This is a genomic window from Pseudomonas sp. NyZ480 (genome assembly GCF_029537255.1).
Lineage (GTDB): Bacteria > Pseudomonadota > Gammaproteobacteria > Pseudomonadales > Pseudomonadaceae > Aquipseudomonas > Aquipseudomonas taiwanensis.
This window is the reverse complement of record NZ_CP120626.1, coordinates 1365425-1382933: the sequence shown is the minus strand read 5'-3', so window position 1 is coordinate 1382933 and position 17509 is coordinate 1365425. Positions and strand designations below refer to the sequence as shown.

The following is a 17509-nucleotide window of genomic DNA, read 5'->3' as shown; positions in this document are numbered from 1 at the left end:
CAGCGCTATGCTGGGGCACTTTTCATCAAGAGCCGCTTCCTGTCCCATGTCCAAGGTGATCCTCAAGACGCCCGCCCAACTCGACCTGATGCGCAACGCAGGCCAACTGTTGGCGCAGGTGTTCGCCGACCTCGACTGTTTTATTCGCCCCGGCATTACCACGATGCAGATCAACGACCGTGCCGAGGCCTTCATCACCCAGACCCTCAAGGCACGCCCGGCCAGCAAAGGCCAGTACGGCTTCCCCTACTCGCTCAACACCTCGGTGGACCATGTGGTGTGTCATGGCATGCCCAAGGCGGAGGAGGTGCTCCAGGAAGGCTCGATCATTAATGTCGATATCACCCTCGAACAGGGTGGCTACATCGCTGATTCATCGAAGATGTACAGCATCGGGGCCATAAGCGACGAGGCCCGCCGCCTGGTCGACACCACCTATGAGGCATTGTGGAAAGGCATCGGGCAGGTACGCCCCGGGGCCACCCTGGGCGATGTCGGTCACGCCATCCAGGCCCACGCCGAGGCGGCGGGCTACAGCGTGGTGCGCGAGTATTGCGGGCACGGTATCGGCAAGCAGATGCATGAGGCGCCCGAAGTGCTGCACTACGGCCAACGCGGCATGGGCATGAAGTTGCAACCGGGGATGGTGTTCACCATCGAGCCGATGATCAACCAGGGCGGGCGGGGAACACGAACGCTGCGCGATGGCTGGACAGTGATTACCCGCGACCACACGCTGTCGGCGCAGTGGGAGCATACCGTGGCGGTGACTGAAAACGGCGTCGAGGTACTGACGCTACGGGAGGAAGAGCGCAATCGTTGAGACTGGCGAGGTGGCGATGCCGTCCAATAGGGGCAAATCGGCGGCGACACCTTCCGCCACGCCGATTCAGCCGGCGCAGAAACAAAAAAAGCGACCCTAAGGTCGCTTTCTTTGTGGCTTCCGGGTGTTCAGTGGGCCCTGGAAGCTGGAATATGGCGCAGCGGACGGGACTCGAACCCGCGACCCCCGGCGTGACAGGCCGGTATTCTAACCGACTGAACTACCGCTGCGCTATACATCGAGTGGTGGGTGATGACGGGATCGAACCGCCGACCCTCTGCTTGTAAGGCAGATGCTCTCCCGGCTGAGCTAATCACCCTTTCGTCTCGGTGTGGCGCGCATTCTACGGATGACCTCCCACCCTGGCAAGCACTTTTTTCGACTTTTTTAAAAAAAATTTTCAGGCCTTTCAAAGACCTAGCAGCAGCTGGCTTTTCCTTCTCTCTATATAGCTACTGGCCCTATGACAGGGTTGGCCTGGGACCACCCCTCGGAGAATAATGCCCGCCTTATGCACTAAGGAGAGATTCCCCCTCATGTGGTTCAAGAACCTGCTGACCTACCGCTTGACCCAGGATGTCCCGTTCGAGCCCGAAGCGCTGGAAGCTGCCCTGGCCAGCAAGCCGGCCCGCCCCTGCGCCAGCCAGGAGCTGACCACCTATGGTTTCGTCGCGCCGTTCGGCAAGGGCGAGGATGCCCCGCTGGTGCACGTCAGCGGCGAATTCCTGCTGATTGCCGCGCGCAAGGAAGAGCGCATCCTGCCTAGCAGCGTGGTCAACGATGCGGTGAAGGAAAAGGTCGAAGAGATCGAGACCGAGCAAATGCGCAAGGTCTATAAAAAGGAGCGCGACCAGATCAAGGACGACATCATCCAGGCGTTCCTGCCACGCGCGTTCATCCGTCGCTCGATGATCTTCGCCGCCATCGCCCCGCGCCTGGGCATGGTTCTGGTCAACTCGGCCAGTGCCAAGCGCGCCGAAGACCTGTTGTCGACCCTGCGTGAAGTCATGGGCTCGCTGCCGGTTCGCCCGGCGACCGTGAAGATCGCGCCGACCGCGACGATGACCGACTGGGTCAAGTCGCAACAGGCGGCCGAAGGCTTCTATGTGCTGGACGAGTGCGAGCTGCGCGACACCGCCGAAGACGGTGGCATCGTGCGCTGCAAGCGTCAGGACCTGACCGGTGAGGAAATCCAGCTGCACCTGAGCACCGGCAAGGTGGTTACCCAGCTGGCCCTGGCCTGGCAGGACAAATTGTCGTTCGTGCTCGACGACAAGATGGTGATCAAGCGCCTGAAGTTCGAGGAGTTGCTGCAAGAGCAGGCCGAACAGGACGGTGGCGACGAAGCCCAGCAACAGTTCGATGCCAGCTTCACGTTGATGATGATGACCTTCACCGAGTTCTTGCCGGCGCTGTTCGAGGCACTGGGTGGCGAGGAGATCCCACAAGGGGTCTGAGTCGCATCGACTGGCGGTGCTGGCCGGGAATTCAGTCTGGGTCAGCAGCGGCCCTATCGCCGGCAAGCCGGCTCCTGCAGGGGTTCGCAACACCTGCAGGAGCCGGCTTGCCGGCGATAGGGCCTGCAAAAAACAGCGTTTAACAGAACAAGGACCTGCCCATGCGTGCACTCGCCGCCCTCAGCCGCTTCGTCGGCAACACCTTCGCCCTGTGGGTACTGGTGTTCGCCTGCCTGGCCTTCCTGCAACCACAATGGTTCATCGCGCTGAAAGTGGCCATCGTGCCGCTCCTGGGTGTGGTGATGTTCGGCATGGGCCTTACGCTCAAGCTCGACGACTTCGCCGCCCTCGCTCGCCAGCCGTGGCGCGTTGCCCTCGGGGTGGTGGCGCATTTCGTGATCATGCCAGGCATGGCCTGGTTGCTTTGCCAGCTATTCCACCTGCCCGCCGAAATCGCGGTGGGTGTGATCCTGGTTGGCTGCTGCCCCAGTGGCACGGCTTCGAACGTGATGGTGTGGCTGTCCAAGGGCGACCTTGCCTTGGCGGTGGCGATCGCAGCGGTAACCACCCTGCTCGCGCCACTGCTCACCCCGGCGCTGATCTGGTTCTTGGCTTCGGCCTGGTTGCCAGTGTCCTTCATGGACATGTTCTGGTCGATTCTGCAGCTGGTGATGCTGCCGATCGTGCTCGGCGTGCTGGCCCAGCGCCTGCTCGGTGCGCGGGTCCAAGTGGCGGTACAGGTACTGCCGCTGGTGTCGGTGATCAGCATCGTGATGATCGTCTGCGCCGTGGTGGCAGCCAGCCAGGCGAAGATTGCCGAGTCCGGCCTGCTGATCATGGCGGTGGTGGTACTGCACAACAGCTTCGGCTACCTGCTGGGTTACCTCACCGGCAAGCTGTGCAAACTGCCACTGGCCCAGCGCAAGTCGCTGGCGCTGGAGGTGGGCATGCAGAACTCGGGGCTTGGCGCGGCGTTGGCTGCGGCGCACTTCTCCCCGCTGGCGGCAGTGCCGAGTGCGTTGTTCAGCGTTTGGCACAATATTTCCGGGGCGTTGCTGTCCACCTGGTTCCGCCGCATGGAAGCGCCGAAGCCTGCGGTTGGAGACATTGAACCGGCCGGGAATTGACAGCGTGCCTGTGCCGACCTCGTCGCGGGTAAACCCGTTCACACAGGTTGTCTGCTGCAGTCGGACAGGGGGCGATCACGTCGGCACAGGCTTGCCCGGAACCGCGCAAATGTGCACTATAGTGCCCACTGTGAGGACGGCCTCACGACGCACCGCGTGACCATTCCGGGGACGGCCCCATCTTTCAAACGATGGAGACACACTCATGTCCTGGATCATTCTGTTCTTCGCCGGCTTGTTCGAAGTCGGCTGGGCGGTCGGCCTCAAGTACACCGACGGCTTCAGCAAACCCTTGCCCACCGTGCTCACCGTCGCGGCCATGGCCATCAGCCTCGGTCTGCTGGGGCTTGCGATGAAGGAACTGCCCCTGGGCACCGCCTACGCCATCTGGACCGGTGTCGGCGCAGTCGGCACGGTGATCGCTGGCATCATCCTGTTCGGCGAATCCATGGCTCTGGTGCGACTGGCCAGCGTGGCACTGATCGTCACCGGCCTGGTCGGCCTGAAGGTCAGCGCCAGCTGACCTTCCCCCTGCACCTCAGCGAACCTCCCCTCGCAAGCGACTGACCTGCTCACGCAGGGCTTCAGGCTGCGCCGCCTCCACCGGGATGGCGGCGCCAGCCACGATGGTCACGCGTGACCACAGGCGCTTGAAGAAGCCCTTGGCCGGATCACGGCTGAAGAAGCTGCCCCACAACCCTTGCAGTGCCAGGGGAATCACCGGCACCGGGGTTTCATCGAGAATACGGCTGACGCCACCTTTGAATACGTCGATCTCCCCGTCACCGGTCAGCTTGCCCTCGGGGAAGATGCACACCACCTCGCCCGCCTTCAGGTACTCGGCAATGCGGGCAAAGGCACGCTCGTAGATCACCTCGTCCTCGCCGCGCCCGGCAATGGGAATGGCGCCTGCGGTGCGGAACACGAAGTTGAGCACCGGTAGGTTGAAGATCTTGTAGTACATGACGAACCGTATTGGCCGGCGAATGGCCCCACCCAGCAGCAAGGCGTCGACGAACGAGACATGGTTGCACACCAACAGCGCCGCGCCCTCGTCAGGAATACGCTCAAGGTCACGGTGCTCCACCCGGTACATGGAATGGCTGAGCAACCAGATCAGGAAGCGCATGGTGAATTCCGGCACGATGCGGAAGATGTAGGCGTTCACCAGGACATTGAGCAACGACACCACCAGGAACAGCTGCGGGATGGTCAGCTCCGCCAGCCCCAGCAGGAGGATGGTGAGAATCGCCGAAACCACCATGAACAAGGCGTTGAGGATGTTGTTGGCGGCGATGACCCGAGCGCGCTGGTCTTCGGCCGTGCGGGCCTGGATCAATGCGTACAGCGGCACGATGTAGAAACCACCGAACACACCAAGCCCGACGATCGACAGCATGATCCACCAGGCTTGGCTCATGCCCAGCAAGGTCAACCAGTCGTGGGGGGTGGCTGCGGCTGGTACATCCCCTGAATGCCACCACCAGAGCAGGCCGAACAGGGTCAGGCCGAACGAGCCGAACGGCACCAGGCCGATCTCCACCTTGCGCCCACTGAGGCGCTCGCACAGCAGTGAACCCAGGGCGATGCCCACCGAGAACAAGGTCAGCACCAGGGTCACGACCGTGCCGTCTCCGTGCAGCCAGTCTTTGGCGTAGGCCGGAATCTGGGTCAGGTAGATGGCGCCGACGAACCAGAACCAGGAGTTGCCGACAATCGAGCGCGATACCGCCGGCGTCTGCCCCAGGCCCAGGCGCAGGATCGCCCAGGACTGCTTGAAGATGTTCCAGTCCAGCGGCATCTGCGGGGAGGCGGCAGCGGCGCGCGGAATCCAGCGGCTGGCCAGGTAACCCAACACCGCGGTACCGACCACGCCGCCCGCCACCACCGCGGCATAGCTGTCGGTCGACATCATCACCCCAGCGCCGATGGTGCCGGCGAGGATCGCCAGAAATGTGCCCATCTCCACCAGCCCGTTACCGCCCACCAGCTCTTCTTCACGCAGGGCCTGGGGCAGGATCGAATACTTTACCGGGCCGAACAGCGCCGAGTGGGTCCCCATGCCGAACAACGCCACCAACATCAGCACCAGGTGATCGGTGACGAAGCCGACCGCACCGATCGCCATGATGCCGATCTCGGCCAGCTTGATCGCGCGGATCAACGCGTCCTTGGCGAATTTCTCGCCAAACTGACCGCCCAGTGCCGAGAACAGGAAGAACGGCAGGATGAACAGCAACGCGCACAGGTTGACCCAGATCGAGCGGTCGTCGTCCCCGAGGCTGAGCTTGAACAGGATCGCCAGGATCAATGACTGCTTGAACAGGTTGTCGTTGAAAGCACCCAGCAACTGGGTGACGAAAAACGGCAGGAAGCGCCGTTTGCCGAGCAAGGTGAATTGCGAGGGGTGACTCATCGTCCATGTTCCTGAAGTGCTTTTGTCATTGGAGGCACGTTCAACGCGGCAGGCCACAAATCTGCACGGGAAAGCCTCGGGTTGGCAAGCCAGGCCGTGAATTTGGGCGCTTCATCACAGAATGATGGCCATGTGACAGCAAATTTAATGCATTCCTGGTTCAGATTTTGATACATATGACGATAATTCATATAGATGACTACATCTCGTAGCGGGAATGGACCTCCGGTCTCCTCCAACACATAAGAAAAGGAGCGCAGCAGTTTATGTTTATCGGGTTCGGCGACCTGAAGATCGCCAGTAAACTCTTCCTTGGTTTTGGCCTGGTGCTGTGCCTGACCCTTGCCCAGTCATTGATCAGCTGGAACGGACTCGGCAGCCTGGTGCGCCGCAGCGAGGTGGTCAACGATGTCTCACACCTGAACGATGTGCTCGGCGACTTGCGCGAGGCCCGCCTGCGCCATGCCATGGCCAATGGCGAGGAAAGCCAGGCCAAGGCGTTGCAGGCCGCGCTGGAGGCTTTCCAGGCGCCGATGGCGAAATTGCGGGCCGTCCTGGTCAAGAGCGACAATCTCTCGCGGCTGCACGATGCCGAGCAAACCTTGCAGGCCTATGCGCACAACCAGTCGCTGAGCTTCCAGTCCTATCAGAAGATGCGCGAAGCGCAGAAGGAAATGGGCGCGCTGGCCACCCGCTCATTCGCCAGCATCGAAGAAATCCGCCAGCAGGTGCGTGCGCTGCCGGATGCCGAACAGCGTTTCGAGCGCAGCGAAGCGATCAACCAGATCCGCGAAAACCTGATCCTGCTGCGCTACCACGTGCGTGGCTATACCGGTAACACCAATGCCGACACCGAACAGTTGATGAACGCGCAGATCGCTACCACCGTGAATGATCTGCCAGGGCTGGTGGCGAAGTTCAACGGCAGCTTTGGCCCGCAGTTCGAACAGTTGAACGGCCAGGTACATGCCTACGCCGCGGCCGTGGAAGCCTTCCGGGGCGAGGTAAGCAAACTGGTGGACTACCGCAACGCCATGGGCCAGAACGTCGAAACCCTGAACAGCGTGATTGGCCAACTGCTCGATGCCCAGGCGGCGTCGGTGAGAGACGACAGCCAGTTCGCCAGGACCTTGCAGTTGGTCACCACCGCCCTCGCCCTGCTGTTGGGTGCTTTGGCGGCGGTCATCATCGCCCGTCAGATCAGCCAGCCGCTGCAGCGTGTGCTGCGCGCCATGGAGCAAGTGGCTGCGGGCGATCTCAGCGAGCAACCGGCCAGCCAGCGCCGCGATGAACTGGGCCAGTTGCAGAACAGCCTGAAGAGCATGACCGGGAACCTGCGCCAACTCATTGCCCGTGTTCGTGACGGCATCTCGCAGATCGCCAGTTCCACCGAGCAATTGTCGGCCATTACCGAGCAAACCAGCGCTGGCGCCACTCACCAGAAAGTGGAAACGGACCAGGTGGCCACCGCCATGCAGGAAATGGCAGCCACTGTTCATGAAGTGGCGCGCAATGCCGGTGAAGCCTCGCAAGCCGCCAGCGCCACCGACCAGGAAGCCCGTGAGGGCGACCACGTGGTGAGCCGCGCGGTTGTGCAGATAGATCGCCTGGCCAGCCAAGTGGCGGCCACCGGTGAAGCCATGGATGCGCTGCGCAGCGAAAGCCAGCGCATCGGCAAGGTGATGGACGTGATCAAGGCGGTGGCCGAGCAGACCAACCTGCTGGCGCTCAACGCCGCCATCGAGGCCGCCCGCGCTGGTGAAGCTGGCCGTGGCTTCGCGGTTGTGGCGGATGAAGTGCGCAGCCTGGCCCAGCGCACCCAGGCGTCCACCGAAGAGATCGAATCGGCGATCGGCAGCCTGGAGCAAGGCACTCGCTCGGTCAGTGAGCTGATGCAAGAGAGCCAGAGCTTGACCGCGAGCAGCGTTGCACTGGTGCGCGAAGCAGGTCTGGCGCTGGAAGGGATCACCCAGCGGGTTTCCGGAATCCAGTCGATGAACCAGCAGATTGCTGCGGCATCGGAGCAGCAGAGCGCAGTGGCTGAAGAAATCAGCCGTAGCGTGGTGACGGTAAGGGACATTTCAGAGCAAACGGCAGAAGCGAGTCAGCAGACATCGGCATCCAGTGTCGAGTTGGCGCGGTTGGGCGGGCAATTGCAGGAGATGATCAGCCGGTTCCGGCTGTGATGCGGGTGTAAGCCTTCTGGCCTCTTCGCGGGTGAACCCGCGAAGGCCAGTACAGCCCACCGGTCACGCAAACCCGAACAGCGATCGAGCGGTATCCACCAACAACGCCCGACGCAACTCGGTCGAACAACCCAGCGCCTCGAACTGCTCTATCACCGTGGTAAAGCTCACCGCCGACTCATGCTGGGTATGCGGCCAGTCACTGCCCCACATCAGACGCTCGGCGCCATAGTGCGCTTCAAGCGCAACCAGCGCCCGGCGGGCGAACGCCAGGTTCTGCTCGGGCGAACCTTCCAGCCGATAGACACCGGACACTTTCACCCAGACCTTGCCTTTGCCGCCCAGGGTCAGCATCTCGGCGAAACCTGGCTGGCCCAAACCGCCACGGGCATCGGGCCGACCAAAGTGATCGATGACGATATCCAGGCCATAGGGCTCCAGGGCGCGGACCAGCCTGGGCAGGTCCGCCACAGGCCGGTGTAGCTCCAGATGCCAGCCCTGCTCGCCAATGCGTTCCAGCATCGGGCGCCATTGCGCATCCGTCAGGTCTGGCAGAGCCTGGCCCATCAGGTTCAGGCGAACACCCCTCACGCCCTGGCGAGTCATGTCATCGAGCGTCTGGCGCTCGACGTCCCGGTCAAGCATCACCACGCCTCGCAATTGCCCCGGGACGGTCTGCAGGGCGCTCAGCAGGTAGCGGTTGTCGGTGCCCAGGAAGCTGGGCTGGACCAGCACACCATGGCTGAAACCATGGTGCTGAAGCTGGCTCAGGTAATCGCCCAGGGGGGCGTCATAACTGGGCGCATAACGCCGCTCGCTGGCCAGGTTCAGCCCACGGCTGAACACGTGGGCATGGCTGTCGATGGCGGTCAGGGTTGGAGCGGGAACGTCGGGCATGGCTCTCATCGAAACGGGTTGATCGAAATTACTTGGTCACAGCGCCAGACAGCGCCGGTGCCGGTTCGGCTTCGAGGGTGCGGCCACGGGTTTCCGGCAGGCACAGCGCGGCGATCACGGCAACGCCATAGGCGATGCCCGCATCGATACCGATGGCCGACCCCAAGGACATGGACTCGCTCATATGGCCGACCAGGAACGGGAACACCGCCGACAGCACACGCCCGAAGTTGTAGCAGAAGCCCACCCCGGCACCGCGCACATCAGCTGGGTACAGCTCGTTGAAGAACGACCCCAGACTGGCCGGAATACCCGCTGCGAAGAAGCCCAGCGGGAAACCGAGGAACAGCATCTGGGTATTGGTCAGCGGGAAGAACACATAGGCCTGCACGGTCAGTACGCAGCACAGCGCGAACAGCAGGATGTTCTTGCGACGGCCAATACGGTCGATCAACTGGCCACTCACGACGCAGCCACACCAGAAGGCGAAGATGATCACGGCCAGGTAGCCGCCGGAGTTCAGCACCGAGAGGTTGCGCTCGGTCTTCAGGAAGGTCGGCAGCCATGTCATGACGGCATGGTAACCACCATGGGCACCCAGGCCCAGCAGGCCACCCAACAGCGTCACGCGCAGCAGTTCCGGGCGGAAGATACCGGCCATGGACGTGAAGAAGCTGCCGGGGATGGCCTTCTCTTTCTGCAAGCGCTGGAAACTGTCCGGCTCTTGCACGTTGCGGCGCACCCAAATGATCAGCAGCGACGGCAGCAACCCGACGAAGAACATCACCCGCCAGGCGAATTCCTGCGGCACCAGCGAATAGATCAGCGCGAACAGCGCCACCGCCAGCCCCCAGCCCACGGCCCAGGCGCTTTGCACGGTGCCCATGACCTTGCCGCGGTATTTCGGGTTGATGGTCTCGGCCATCAGCACCGCGCCGGCAGCCCACTCACCGCCAATGCCAAAGCCTTGCATGGCCTTGACGAACAGCAGCGGGTAGAAGCCGGTAACGAAGGCCGAGAGGAAGGTGAAGAAGGAGAACCAGAGGATCATCCACTGCAGGGTACGCACGCGGCCATAGCGGTCCGACAGGGTACCGCCCAGCCAACCACCGATTGCCGAAGTGACCAGGGTCAGGCCGCTGATCAGGCCGGCATCGCCCTTGGTCAGGGAAAACGCGGCGATCAGGGCGGGAATCGCCAGGCCGAACATCTGCACTTCCAGCGCATCGAGCGACCAGCCACCGAAACAGGCCCAGAACGTCTTGCGTTCCCGTGAAGTGATCTGGCGATACCAGCTGAACATGATTGTTATCCTTCTAGTCGTGTGTGTGACGGTCGGGCGCGCCGAAGCGCTTGGCACGCGTCGACCGGGCAGGCGAAGCCACTGCGCCCTGACGCCAGGGCACAGACGGGTAACGGGATGAAACCGGCTTAGCGAATGTCGATGCGGTAGCGGAAGTGCTGCGCATGGCCGCGTGAACGGCGCCACTCCAGAGGTTTGCCGGCGTAATCACGGGCCAGGCGCTCGATCACCACTACCGGGCTGTCGACCGGCAGTTGCAGCACGCGCGCATGCACCGCATCGACCGCTTCGGCGGTCAGGGTCTCTTCAGCGGAGGCGACGACCTGGCCGCATAGCGCTTCATAGATGGGGTAAAGCAGCGGGCCCTTCTGGTTGAGGTCGACCTCCAGCAAGGGCTGGAAGGTCTGGCGCGGCAACCAGATTTCTTCGGCCAGCACCGGCTGGGCCCCCAGCAGACGGGTACGGATGATACGGATGACTTCGGCCTCGGTCGGCAGTCCAAGGGCTTGGGCCACAGCGGAAGGCGCCAGGACCGGCTCGATGGACAGAATTCGGCTTTCCGGCATCACCCGTTCGCCACTGACTGTTTCGAAGCGGAAGAATCGGAACAGCGAGGACTGGAACTGTGGGCGGCGGATGAAGGTACCCCGGCCCTGCTGGCGTTCCAGCACGCCTTCGGCCACCAGCGCATCGACGGCTTTGCGCACGGTGCCGACAGACATGTCGAACTCGGCCGACAACGCCGCTTCGGTGGGAATAGCCTCGCCTGGACGCCAGCGGTTGTTGGCGATCTGCTCCACGAGGTGGTCGCGCAGCAGTTGATAGCGGGGAAGTCGAGCATCACCGGACAGTGGGTGCATGGGTCGCTCTCGTCTTGTTATATAAACATATATATGAATTTTTCCGAGAGTATTCCCGGTGGGTGCTGGCATGTCAATCCTCCACCGGTCAGCTCTGGCCCGAGTCCGAAGCGTTGCTCAGCGAAGGTGAACTGGCGACGAAACAGCAGACACAGGCGACACAAGCGCCTGGGCTCCCTTATGCTCAGGCACCGGCAACTTCACCCTGACAAGGACGTGGCAATGCTCGCCGCCCTCAAGCGCTACCCCACTGCCGTACGCCTGCTACTCAGCACCACCTTCACCCTGACCGTGGCCCGCGCCCTCACCCTGCCCTACCTGGTGGTCTACCTGGCGCACACCTTCCACCTGTCGATCAGCCATATCGGCCTGCTGATCGGTGGCGCGCTGATCGTCGCTTCGCTGCTGAGCCTCTACGGCGGGCACCTGGTCGATATCCTGCGCAACCATACGGTAGTCACCGCCAGCACCCTGGTATTCGCCCTCGCCTTCATCGGCGCCATCGCCAGCCGCTCGAGCGCACTGTTCTTCCTGTGCCTGGTGCTGATCAACCTAGCCTTGGCGGTGGTCGACATCGCCGCCAAGGCTGGCTTCTGTGCCCTGCTACCGGTGGACGAGCGGGCCGAGGTGTTCGCCATCAAGTACACCTTGAGCAATGTGGGCTACGCTGCAGGACCGCTGCTCGGCGTAGCCTTGCTGGAATTCGACGATCACCTGCCGTTCCTGGCCTCGGCGCTGATTGGCCTGGGCATGAGCCTGGCCTACTGGCAGCTGGGCGACCGTGGATTGCAGACCCGAGACCCAAGCCCGGAGCGCAGCGGGTTCGCCCAGGTAGCCATGGGCCTGGCACGCGACCGCCGCCTCGTGTACTTCACCTTGGGGGGCGTGCTCAGCGCCGTGGTGTTCGGCCAGTTCACCGCCTACCTGTCACAGTATCTGGTGGTGACCACGAGCGCTGAGCAGGCCGCACGCCTGGTTGGCTACCTGGTGACCACCAACGCCGTGACGGTGATCGCCCTGCAGTACCTGATCGGTCGGCGCATCAGCCGCCAGAACCTGATGTCGTGGCTGCTGGCCGGCATGGCGCTGTTCGTCGCTGGGCTGCTGGGGTTCGCGCTGGCCGGCTCGGTGCTGGCCTGGTGCCTGGCGATGCTGGTGTTCACTTTAGGCGAGATCATCGTGATACCGGCCGAGTACATGTTCATCGACCTGATCGCTCCCGAACATCTGCGCGGGGTCTATTACGGCGCGCAGAACCTGTCGAACCTGGGGGCGGCGCTGGGGCCTGTAATGGTGGGGTTTGCCCTGACGCATCTGTGGCCGGGGGCGATCTTCTACCTGCTGGTGTTGTCGGTGATACTGGCGGGGGTGTTCTACGGGTTGGGTACCCGCCGTCATTGATGTTGGCTGGACTGGCCCACTCGCGGGCGACCCCGCTCCTGCAGGGATATCATGCTGGGCTGCGACCATCGTCTGCACTGACGAAGCTGCACCTGCGTGCCAAACTGGTTGATCGGGACTGCGTTACCTTTTTCGCTCTGGAGTTTTCATGTCGTTGTCCAGCGGGCTGATCGCTGTGGTCGCCCTGGCCTACATGGCCATCATGTTCGCTATCGCCTTCTATGGCGACCGCCGCAGCACACCGTTGCCGCCGCGGCTGCGTGCGTGGGTGTACAGCTTGTCGCTGGCCGTCTACTGCACCAGTTGGACCTTCTTCGGCGCAGTCGGCCAGGCCGCCGAGCAGCTCTGGGCGTTCCTGCCGATCTACCTGGGGCCGGTGCTGCTGCTGATCTTCGCGCCCTGGGTGCTGCAGAAGATGGTGCTGATCAGCAAGCAGCAGAACATCACCTCGATCGCCGACTTCATCGCCGCACGCTACGGCAAGTCCCAGAGCCTGGCGGTCGTGGTGGCGCTGATCTGCCTGGTTGGCGTGCTGCCCTATATCGCGCTGCAGCTCAAAGGCATCGTGCTGGGCGTCAACCTGCTGATCGGCGCCAACGCCGACGCCACCGGCACCCGCGTCCAGGACACCGCGCTGGTGGTATCGCTGGTGCTGGCGCTGTTCGCCATCGTCTTCGGTACCCGCAGCCTGGATGTGACCGAGCACCACCGTGGCATGGTGCTGGCGATTGCCTTCGAGTCGCTGGTCAAGTTGCTGGCATTTCTCGCCGTCGGCGTGTTCGTGGTGTTCAACCTGTACGACGGTTTCGACGACCTGTTCAGCCAGGCGCGCGAGTCGGTACACCTGAGCGACTACTGGCAGGAGACCATCAACTGGCCGTCCATGGTGGTGCAGACCGCCGTGGCGATGATGGCGATCATCTGCCTGCCGCGACAGTTCCATGTGACCGTGGTGGAGAACATCGAGCCCCAGGACATGCGCCTGGCGCGCTGGGTGTTCCCAATGTACCTGGCGTTGGCGGCGCTGTTCGTGGTGCCGATTGCGCTGGCCGGGCAGATGCTGCTGCCGGGCACGGTGATTTCCGACTCCTTCGTCATCAGCCTGCCACTGGCCGAAGCCCACCCGAGCCTGGCCCTGCTGGCGTTCATCGGTGGCGCATCGGCCGCTACCGGCATGGTCATCGTCGAAGCCGTGGCACTGTCGACCATGGTCTCCAACGACATGCTGCTGCCCTGGCTGCTGCGCCGCACCAACGCCGAGCGGCCGTTCGAGGCGTTCCGCCATTGGATGCTGTCGGTACGCCGGGTGACCATCGTGGTCATCCTGCTGCTGGCCTATGTCAGCTACCGCTTGCTGGGCTCAACGGCGAGCCTGGCGACCATCGGCCAGATTGCCTTCGCCGCCGTCACCCAGTTGACCCCCGCCATGCTCGGCGCGCTGTACTGGAAGCAGGCCAACCGCCGTGGCGTGTTCGCCGGCCTGGCCGCAGGCATCTTCCTGTGGTTCTACACCCTGGTACTGCCCATTGCCGCCCACAGCGTCGGCTGGTCGCTGGAGCTGTTCCCAGGCCTGGCCTGGCTGCATGGCAACCCGCTGAACCTGCCGATCACCCCGCTGACCCAAGGCGTAGTGCTGTCACTGGCGGGCAACTTCACATTGTTCGTCTGGGTCTCGATGCTGTCGCGCACCCGGGTCTCGGAACACTGGCAGGCCGGCCGCTTCATTGGCCAGCAGACCAGCGCCCGCCCCAGCAGCAAGCCGCTGCTGGCGGTGCAGATCGACGACCTGCTCAACCTTGCCTCGCGCTTCGTTGGCGAGGAGCGCGCACGGCAGAGTTTCATCCGCTTCGCGTACCGCCAGGGCAAGGGCTTCAACCCCAACCAAAACGCCGACGGTGACTGGATCGAGCACACCGAACGCCTGTTGGCGGGTGTGCTGGGCACCTCCTCGACCCGGGCGGTGGTCAAGGCCGCCATCGAAGGCCGTGACATGCAACTCGAGGACGTCGTGCGCATCGCCGACGAAGCCAGCGAGGTGTTGCAATTCAACCGCGCTCTGCTGCAAGGGGCTATCGAAAACATCAACCAGGGCATCAGCGTGGTCGACCAGAACCTGCATCTGGTGGCCTGGAACCGCCGATACCTGGAACTGTTCAACTACCCCGACGGGCTGATCAGCGTGGGTCGGCCGATCGCCGACATCATCCGCTACAACGCCGAACGTGGCCTGTGCGGCCCGGGTGAGGCACAGGTGCATGTAGCCCGGCGTCTGCACTGGATGCGCCAGGGCCGAGCGCACTCCTCGGAGCGATTGTTCCCCAACGGCCGGGTGATCGAACTGATTGGCAACCCGATGCCCGGCGGCGGGTTCGTCATGAGCTTCACCGACATCACCCCGTTCCGCGAGGCCGAACAGGCGTTGCGCGATTCCAACGAAGGGCTGGAGCAACGGGTCGCCGAGCGCACCCAGGAACTCTCCAAACTGAACCAGGCACTGAGCGAAGCCAAGAGCCAGGCCGAAGCGGTAAGCCAGTCGAAAACACGCTTCCTGGCCGCGGTCAGCCATGACCTGATGCAACCGCTCAACGCCGCGCGACTGTTCTCCGCCGCCCTGTCGCAGCAGGCCGAGGGCATGAACGAAGAAGCACAGCAACTGGTGCAGCACATGGACAGCTCGCTGCGCTCGGCCGAAGAGCTGATCAGCGACCTGCTGGACATCTCGCGCCTGGAAAACGGCAAGATCACCCCGGACCCCAAGCCGTTCTACCTGAGCGAGTTGTTCGACACACTGGGCGCCGAGTTCAAGGTGCTGGCCGCGGAAAAAGGGTTGGAATTCCGCCTGCGCGGCAGCCGCCTGCGGGTCGACAGCGACATGCGGCTGCTGCGCCGGGTGCTGCAGAACTTCCTGACCAACGCCCTGCGCTATGGCAAGAGCCCGATCCTGCTGGGTGTCAGGCGTCAGGGCGAGCGCCTGTGGCTGGAAGTCTGGGACCGCGGCCCGGGTATCGCCGACGACAAGTTGCAGGTGATCTTCCAAGAGTTCAAACGCCTGGACAGCCATCAGACCCGTGCCGAAAAGGGTCTGGGACTGGGGCTTGCGATCGCCGATGGCTTGTGTCGCGTCCTCGGGCACACGCTGCAAGTGCGCTCGTGGCCTGGCAAGGGCACGGTGTTTCGTGTCAGCGTACCGATCGCCCGTCAGGCCGTGGCGGCCCCCGTGGCCCCTGCGGAACAGGCCAGCCAGCCGCTGGCCGGGTTGCAGGTGCTGTGCGTCGACAACGAAGACAGCATCCTGATCGGCATGAACAGCCTGCTCAGCCGCTGGGGCTGCCAGGTGTGGACGGCACGCAACCGCGCCGAATGCGAAGCGCTGCTGGCAAAGGGCATGCGCCCGCACCTGGCGCTGGTGGACTACCACCTGGACGATGGCGAAACCGGTACCGAACTGATGGGCTGGCTACGCGCCCACTTGGGCGAGCCAGTGCCGGGGGTCGTGATCAGCGCCGACGGGCGCAACGAAACCATCGCCCAAGTGCATGCCGCCGGCCTCGACTACCTGGCCAAGCCGGTCAAGCCGGCAGCACTACGAGCCCTGCTCAACCGCCATCTGAGCCAGGTTCAGTAAGCACCTCGTCCGCCAGGGCTTCGTCGGACAGCGCTCGCTCAAGGAGATCGGCGGGCAGGCTCTTGCTGGCCCGGGCGCCGAGCAGCTTGAGCTGTTCGCTACGGCTGACCAGGTTGCCGCGTCCTTCGCAGAGTTTGTTGCGCGCCGACGCGTAGGCTTTGTCGACCTGCTGCAGGCGGTTGCCCAATTCGTCCAGATCCTGGATGAACAACACGAACTTGTCGTACAGCCAGCCGGCGCGCTCGGCGATTTCACGAGCGTTCTGGCCTTGGCGTTCCTGCTTCCACAGGCTGTCGATCACCCGTAGCGTGGCGAGCAAGGTAGTCGGGCTGACGATCACGATCTGCCGGTCGAAGGCTTCCTGGAACAGGTTCGGCTCAGCCTGCAAGGCCGCCGAGAATGCTGCTTCGATCGGCACGAACAGCAGCACGAAGTCCAGGCTGTGCAAGCCTTCGAGGCGGTTGTAATCCTTGCTCGACAGGCCTTTTACATGGCTACGCAGCGACTGTACGTGCTGCTTGAGCGCGGCCTGGGCACGTTCGCTGTCGGTATCGCTGACGAATTGCTGGTAAGCCGTGAGGCTGACCTTTGCGTCGACCACTACCTGCTTATCGCCGGGCAGCATGATCAACACATCGGGCTGGAAACGCTCGCCATCGGCACTGCGCAGACTGACCTGGGTCTGGTACTCGCGTCCCTTCTCCAGGCCGGCGTGCTCCAGTACCCGCTCCAGGATCAGCTCGCCCCAGTTACCCTGGGTCTTCTGGCCTTTGAGTGCCTGGGTCAGGTTGGTGGCTTCGTCGGACAGGCGCAGGTTGAGCTGTTGCAGGCGCTCCAGTTCCTTGCCCAGGGAGAAACGCTCGCGGGCTTCCTGCTGGTAGCTTTCCTCGACACGTTTCTCGAAGGCCTGGATGCGTTCTTTCAGTGGGTCGAGCAACTGCCCCAGATGCTGCTGGCTGGTCTGGGCGAAGCGCTGCTCACGCTCGTCGAAAATCTTGGTGGCAAGGTCGGCGAACTGAGCCCGCAGGGTATCGCGAGCTTCCTGCAGGTCATCAAGACGCTGCTGATGGCTTTCCTGTTGCTCACGCAGCTCGGCCTCCAGCCGTGCCGTCTGCGATTCCAGACGGCGCAGCTCGGCTTCGCGATTGGCACGCTCAAGGCTCCAGGCATGGGCCGCATCGCGGGCATTGTCGCGCTCGATCTGCAGCAATTCGAGCTCACGGCCCTGGGCGGCCAACTGGGTTTGCTTGAGGGTGTTGGCTTCGCTGAGATCGCTGATTTCGTCACGGCTGGCATCGAGCTGGGCCTGCAAACCTTCCTGGGCTAGCCGCGCACTGGCAAGGCGTTCCTCCAGCAAGGCCTGCTCGCCCTGGCGGGCCCCCTGACGCCGCTGCAGTTGCATCACCCACCCCAG

12 protein-coding genes and 2 tRNA genes are annotated in these 17509 nt (G+C 63.2%); 7 read left to right on the top strand and 7 right to left on the bottom strand.

Features of this window, described 5'->3' with window-relative positions; translation table 11 throughout:
- The first annotated feature begins 46 nt into the window (after positions 1 to 46).
- Complete coding sequence (gene map / locus P3R38_RS06240) at positions 47 to 823, top strand: type I methionyl aminopeptidase (protein WP_104882077.1); 777 nt, start codon at positions 47 to 49, stop codon at positions 821 to 823.
- Positions 824 to 976: 153 nt separating this feature from the next.
- On the opposite strand, the gene P3R38_RS06235 is transcribed toward map, so the two are convergent.
- Both P3R38_RS06235 and P3R38_RS06230 read right to left on the bottom strand, forming a co-directional pair.
- Positions 977 to 1053, bottom strand: a tRNA-Asp gene (locus P3R38_RS06235).
- A gap of 13 nt (positions 1054 to 1066) precedes the next feature.
- Positions 1067 to 1142, bottom strand: a tRNA-Val gene (locus tag P3R38_RS06230).
- Positions 1143 to 1359: 217 nt separating this feature from the next.
- Here P3R38_RS06230 and rdgC point away from each other — a divergent pair.
- The 3 genes from rdgC (at position 1360) to sugE (ending at position 3930) form a co-directional block, all read left to right on the top strand.
- On the top strand, positions 1360 to 2280 hold the full coding sequence (gene rdgC, locus P3R38_RS06225) for a recombination-associated protein RdgC (RefSeq protein WP_277686913.1): 921 nt from the start codon (positions 1360 to 1362) through the stop codon (positions 2278 to 2280).
- 161 nt (positions 2281 to 2441) lie between these two features.
- Complete coding sequence (locus P3R38_RS06220) at positions 2442 to 3407, top strand: bile acid:sodium symporter family protein (protein ID WP_277686912.1); 966 nt, start codon at positions 2442 to 2444, stop codon at positions 3405 to 3407.
- 205 nt (positions 3408 to 3612) lie between these two features.
- Positions 3613 to 3930 carry a quaternary ammonium compound efflux SMR transporter SugE gene (gene sugE / locus P3R38_RS06215; protein WP_023379200.1) on the top strand — a complete coding sequence of 106 codons (318 nt, stop codon included), beginning with the start codon at positions 3613 to 3615 and terminating at the stop codon, positions 3928 to 3930.
- A 15-nt stretch (positions 3931 to 3945) separates the two neighbouring features.
- Here the strand turns inward: sugE and P3R38_RS06210 are convergent, their stop codons facing one another.
- Positions 3946 to 5823, bottom strand: a complete 1878-nt coding sequence (locus P3R38_RS06210) for a 1-acyl-sn-glycerol-3-phosphate acyltransferase (RefSeq protein ID WP_023379199.1) — start codon at positions 5821 to 5823, stop codon at positions 3946 to 3948.
- Positions 5824 to 6089: 266 nt separating this feature from the next.
- Here P3R38_RS06210 and P3R38_RS06205 point away from each other — a divergent pair, with 266 nt between their 5' ends.
- On the top strand, positions 6090 to 8009 hold the full coding sequence (locus tag P3R38_RS06205; RefSeq protein ID WP_277686911.1) for a methyl-accepting chemotaxis protein: 1920 nt from the start codon (positions 6090 to 6092) through the stop codon (positions 8007 to 8009).
- Positions 8010 to 8072: 63 nt separating this feature from the next.
- On the opposite strand, the gene P3R38_RS06200 is transcribed toward P3R38_RS06205, so the two are convergent.
- From P3R38_RS06200 to P3R38_RS06190, 3 genes are all read right to left on the bottom strand, one after another.
- Complete coding sequence (locus tag P3R38_RS06200; RefSeq protein ID WP_023379197.1) at positions 8073 to 8906, bottom strand: amidohydrolase family protein; 834 nt, start codon at positions 8904 to 8906, stop codon at positions 8073 to 8075.
- 28 nt (positions 8907 to 8934) lie between these two features.
- Complete coding sequence (locus P3R38_RS06195; RefSeq protein ID WP_023379196.1) at positions 8935 to 10209, bottom strand: MFS transporter; 1275 nt, start codon at positions 10207 to 10209, stop codon at positions 8935 to 8937.
- Positions 10210 to 10337: 128 nt separating this feature from the next.
- On the bottom strand, positions 10338 to 11069 hold the full coding sequence (locus P3R38_RS06190) for a GntR family transcriptional regulator (RefSeq protein ID WP_023379195.1): 732 nt from the start codon (positions 11067 to 11069) through the stop codon (positions 10338 to 10340).
- Positions 11070 to 11291: 222 nt separating this feature from the next.
- Between P3R38_RS06190 and P3R38_RS06185 the strand changes: the two genes are divergently transcribed.
- A complete protein-coding gene (locus P3R38_RS06185) occupies positions 11292 to 12470 on the top strand; it encodes an MFS transporter (RefSeq protein WP_023379194.1) in 1179 nt (392 codons plus the stop codon).
- A gap of 148 nt (positions 12471 to 12618) precedes the next feature.
- Positions 12619 to 16095, top strand: a complete 3477-nt coding sequence (locus P3R38_RS06180; RefSeq protein WP_023379193.1) for a PAS domain-containing hybrid sensor histidine kinase/response regulator — start codon at positions 12619 to 12621, stop codon at positions 16093 to 16095.
- On the opposite strand, the gene rmuC is transcribed toward P3R38_RS06180, so the two are convergent.
- A complete protein-coding gene (rmuC, locus tag P3R38_RS06175; protein WP_162144437.1) occupies positions 16067 to 17452 on the bottom strand; it encodes a DNA recombination protein RmuC in 1386 nt (461 codons plus the stop codon). The two genes, P3R38_RS06180 and rmuC, sit on opposite strands and share 29 nt — an antisense overlap.
- Between the last annotated feature and the right edge of the window lie 57 nt (positions 17453 to 17509).

Coding starts and splice junctions, on each gene's coding strand:
- P3R38_RS06205 (WP_277686911.1), top strand. CDS start 6,090: ATGTTTATCGGGTTCGGCGACCTGAAGATCGCCAGTAAACTCTTCCTT.
- P3R38_RS06220 (WP_277686912.1), top strand. CDS start 2,442: ATGCGTGCACTCGCCGCCCTCAGCCGCTTCGTCGGCAACACCTTCGCC.
- P3R38_RS06180 (WP_023379193.1), top strand. CDS start 12,619: ATGTCGTTGTCCAGCGGGCTGATCGCTGTGGTCGCCCTGGCCTACATG.
- P3R38_RS06200 (WP_023379197.1), bottom strand. CDS start 8,906: ATGCCCGACGTTCCCGCTCCAACCCTGACCGCCATCGACAGCCATGCC.
- P3R38_RS06190 (WP_023379195.1), bottom strand. CDS start 11,069: ATGCACCCACTGTCCGGTGATGCTCGACTTCCCCGCTATCAACTGCTG.
- P3R38_RS06185 (WP_023379194.1), top strand. CDS start 11,292: ATGCTCGCCGCCCTCAAGCGCTACCCCACTGCCGTACGCCTGCTACTC.
- map (WP_104882077.1), top strand. CDS start 47: ATGTCCAAGGTGATCCTCAAGACGCCCGCCCAACTCGACCTGATGCGC.
- sugE (WP_023379200.1), top strand. CDS start 3,613: ATGTCCTGGATCATTCTGTTCTTCGCCGGCTTGTTCGAAGTCGGCTGG.
- P3R38_RS06210 (WP_023379199.1), bottom strand. CDS start 5,823: ATGAGTCACCCCTCGCAATTCACCTTGCTCGGCAAACGGCGCTTCCTG.
- rdgC (WP_277686913.1), top strand. CDS start 1,360: ATGTGGTTCAAGAACCTGCTGACCTACCGCTTGACCCAGGATGTCCCG.
- P3R38_RS06195 (WP_023379196.1), bottom strand. CDS start 10,209: ATGTTCAGCTGGTATCGCCAGATCACTTCACGGGAACGCAAGACGTTC.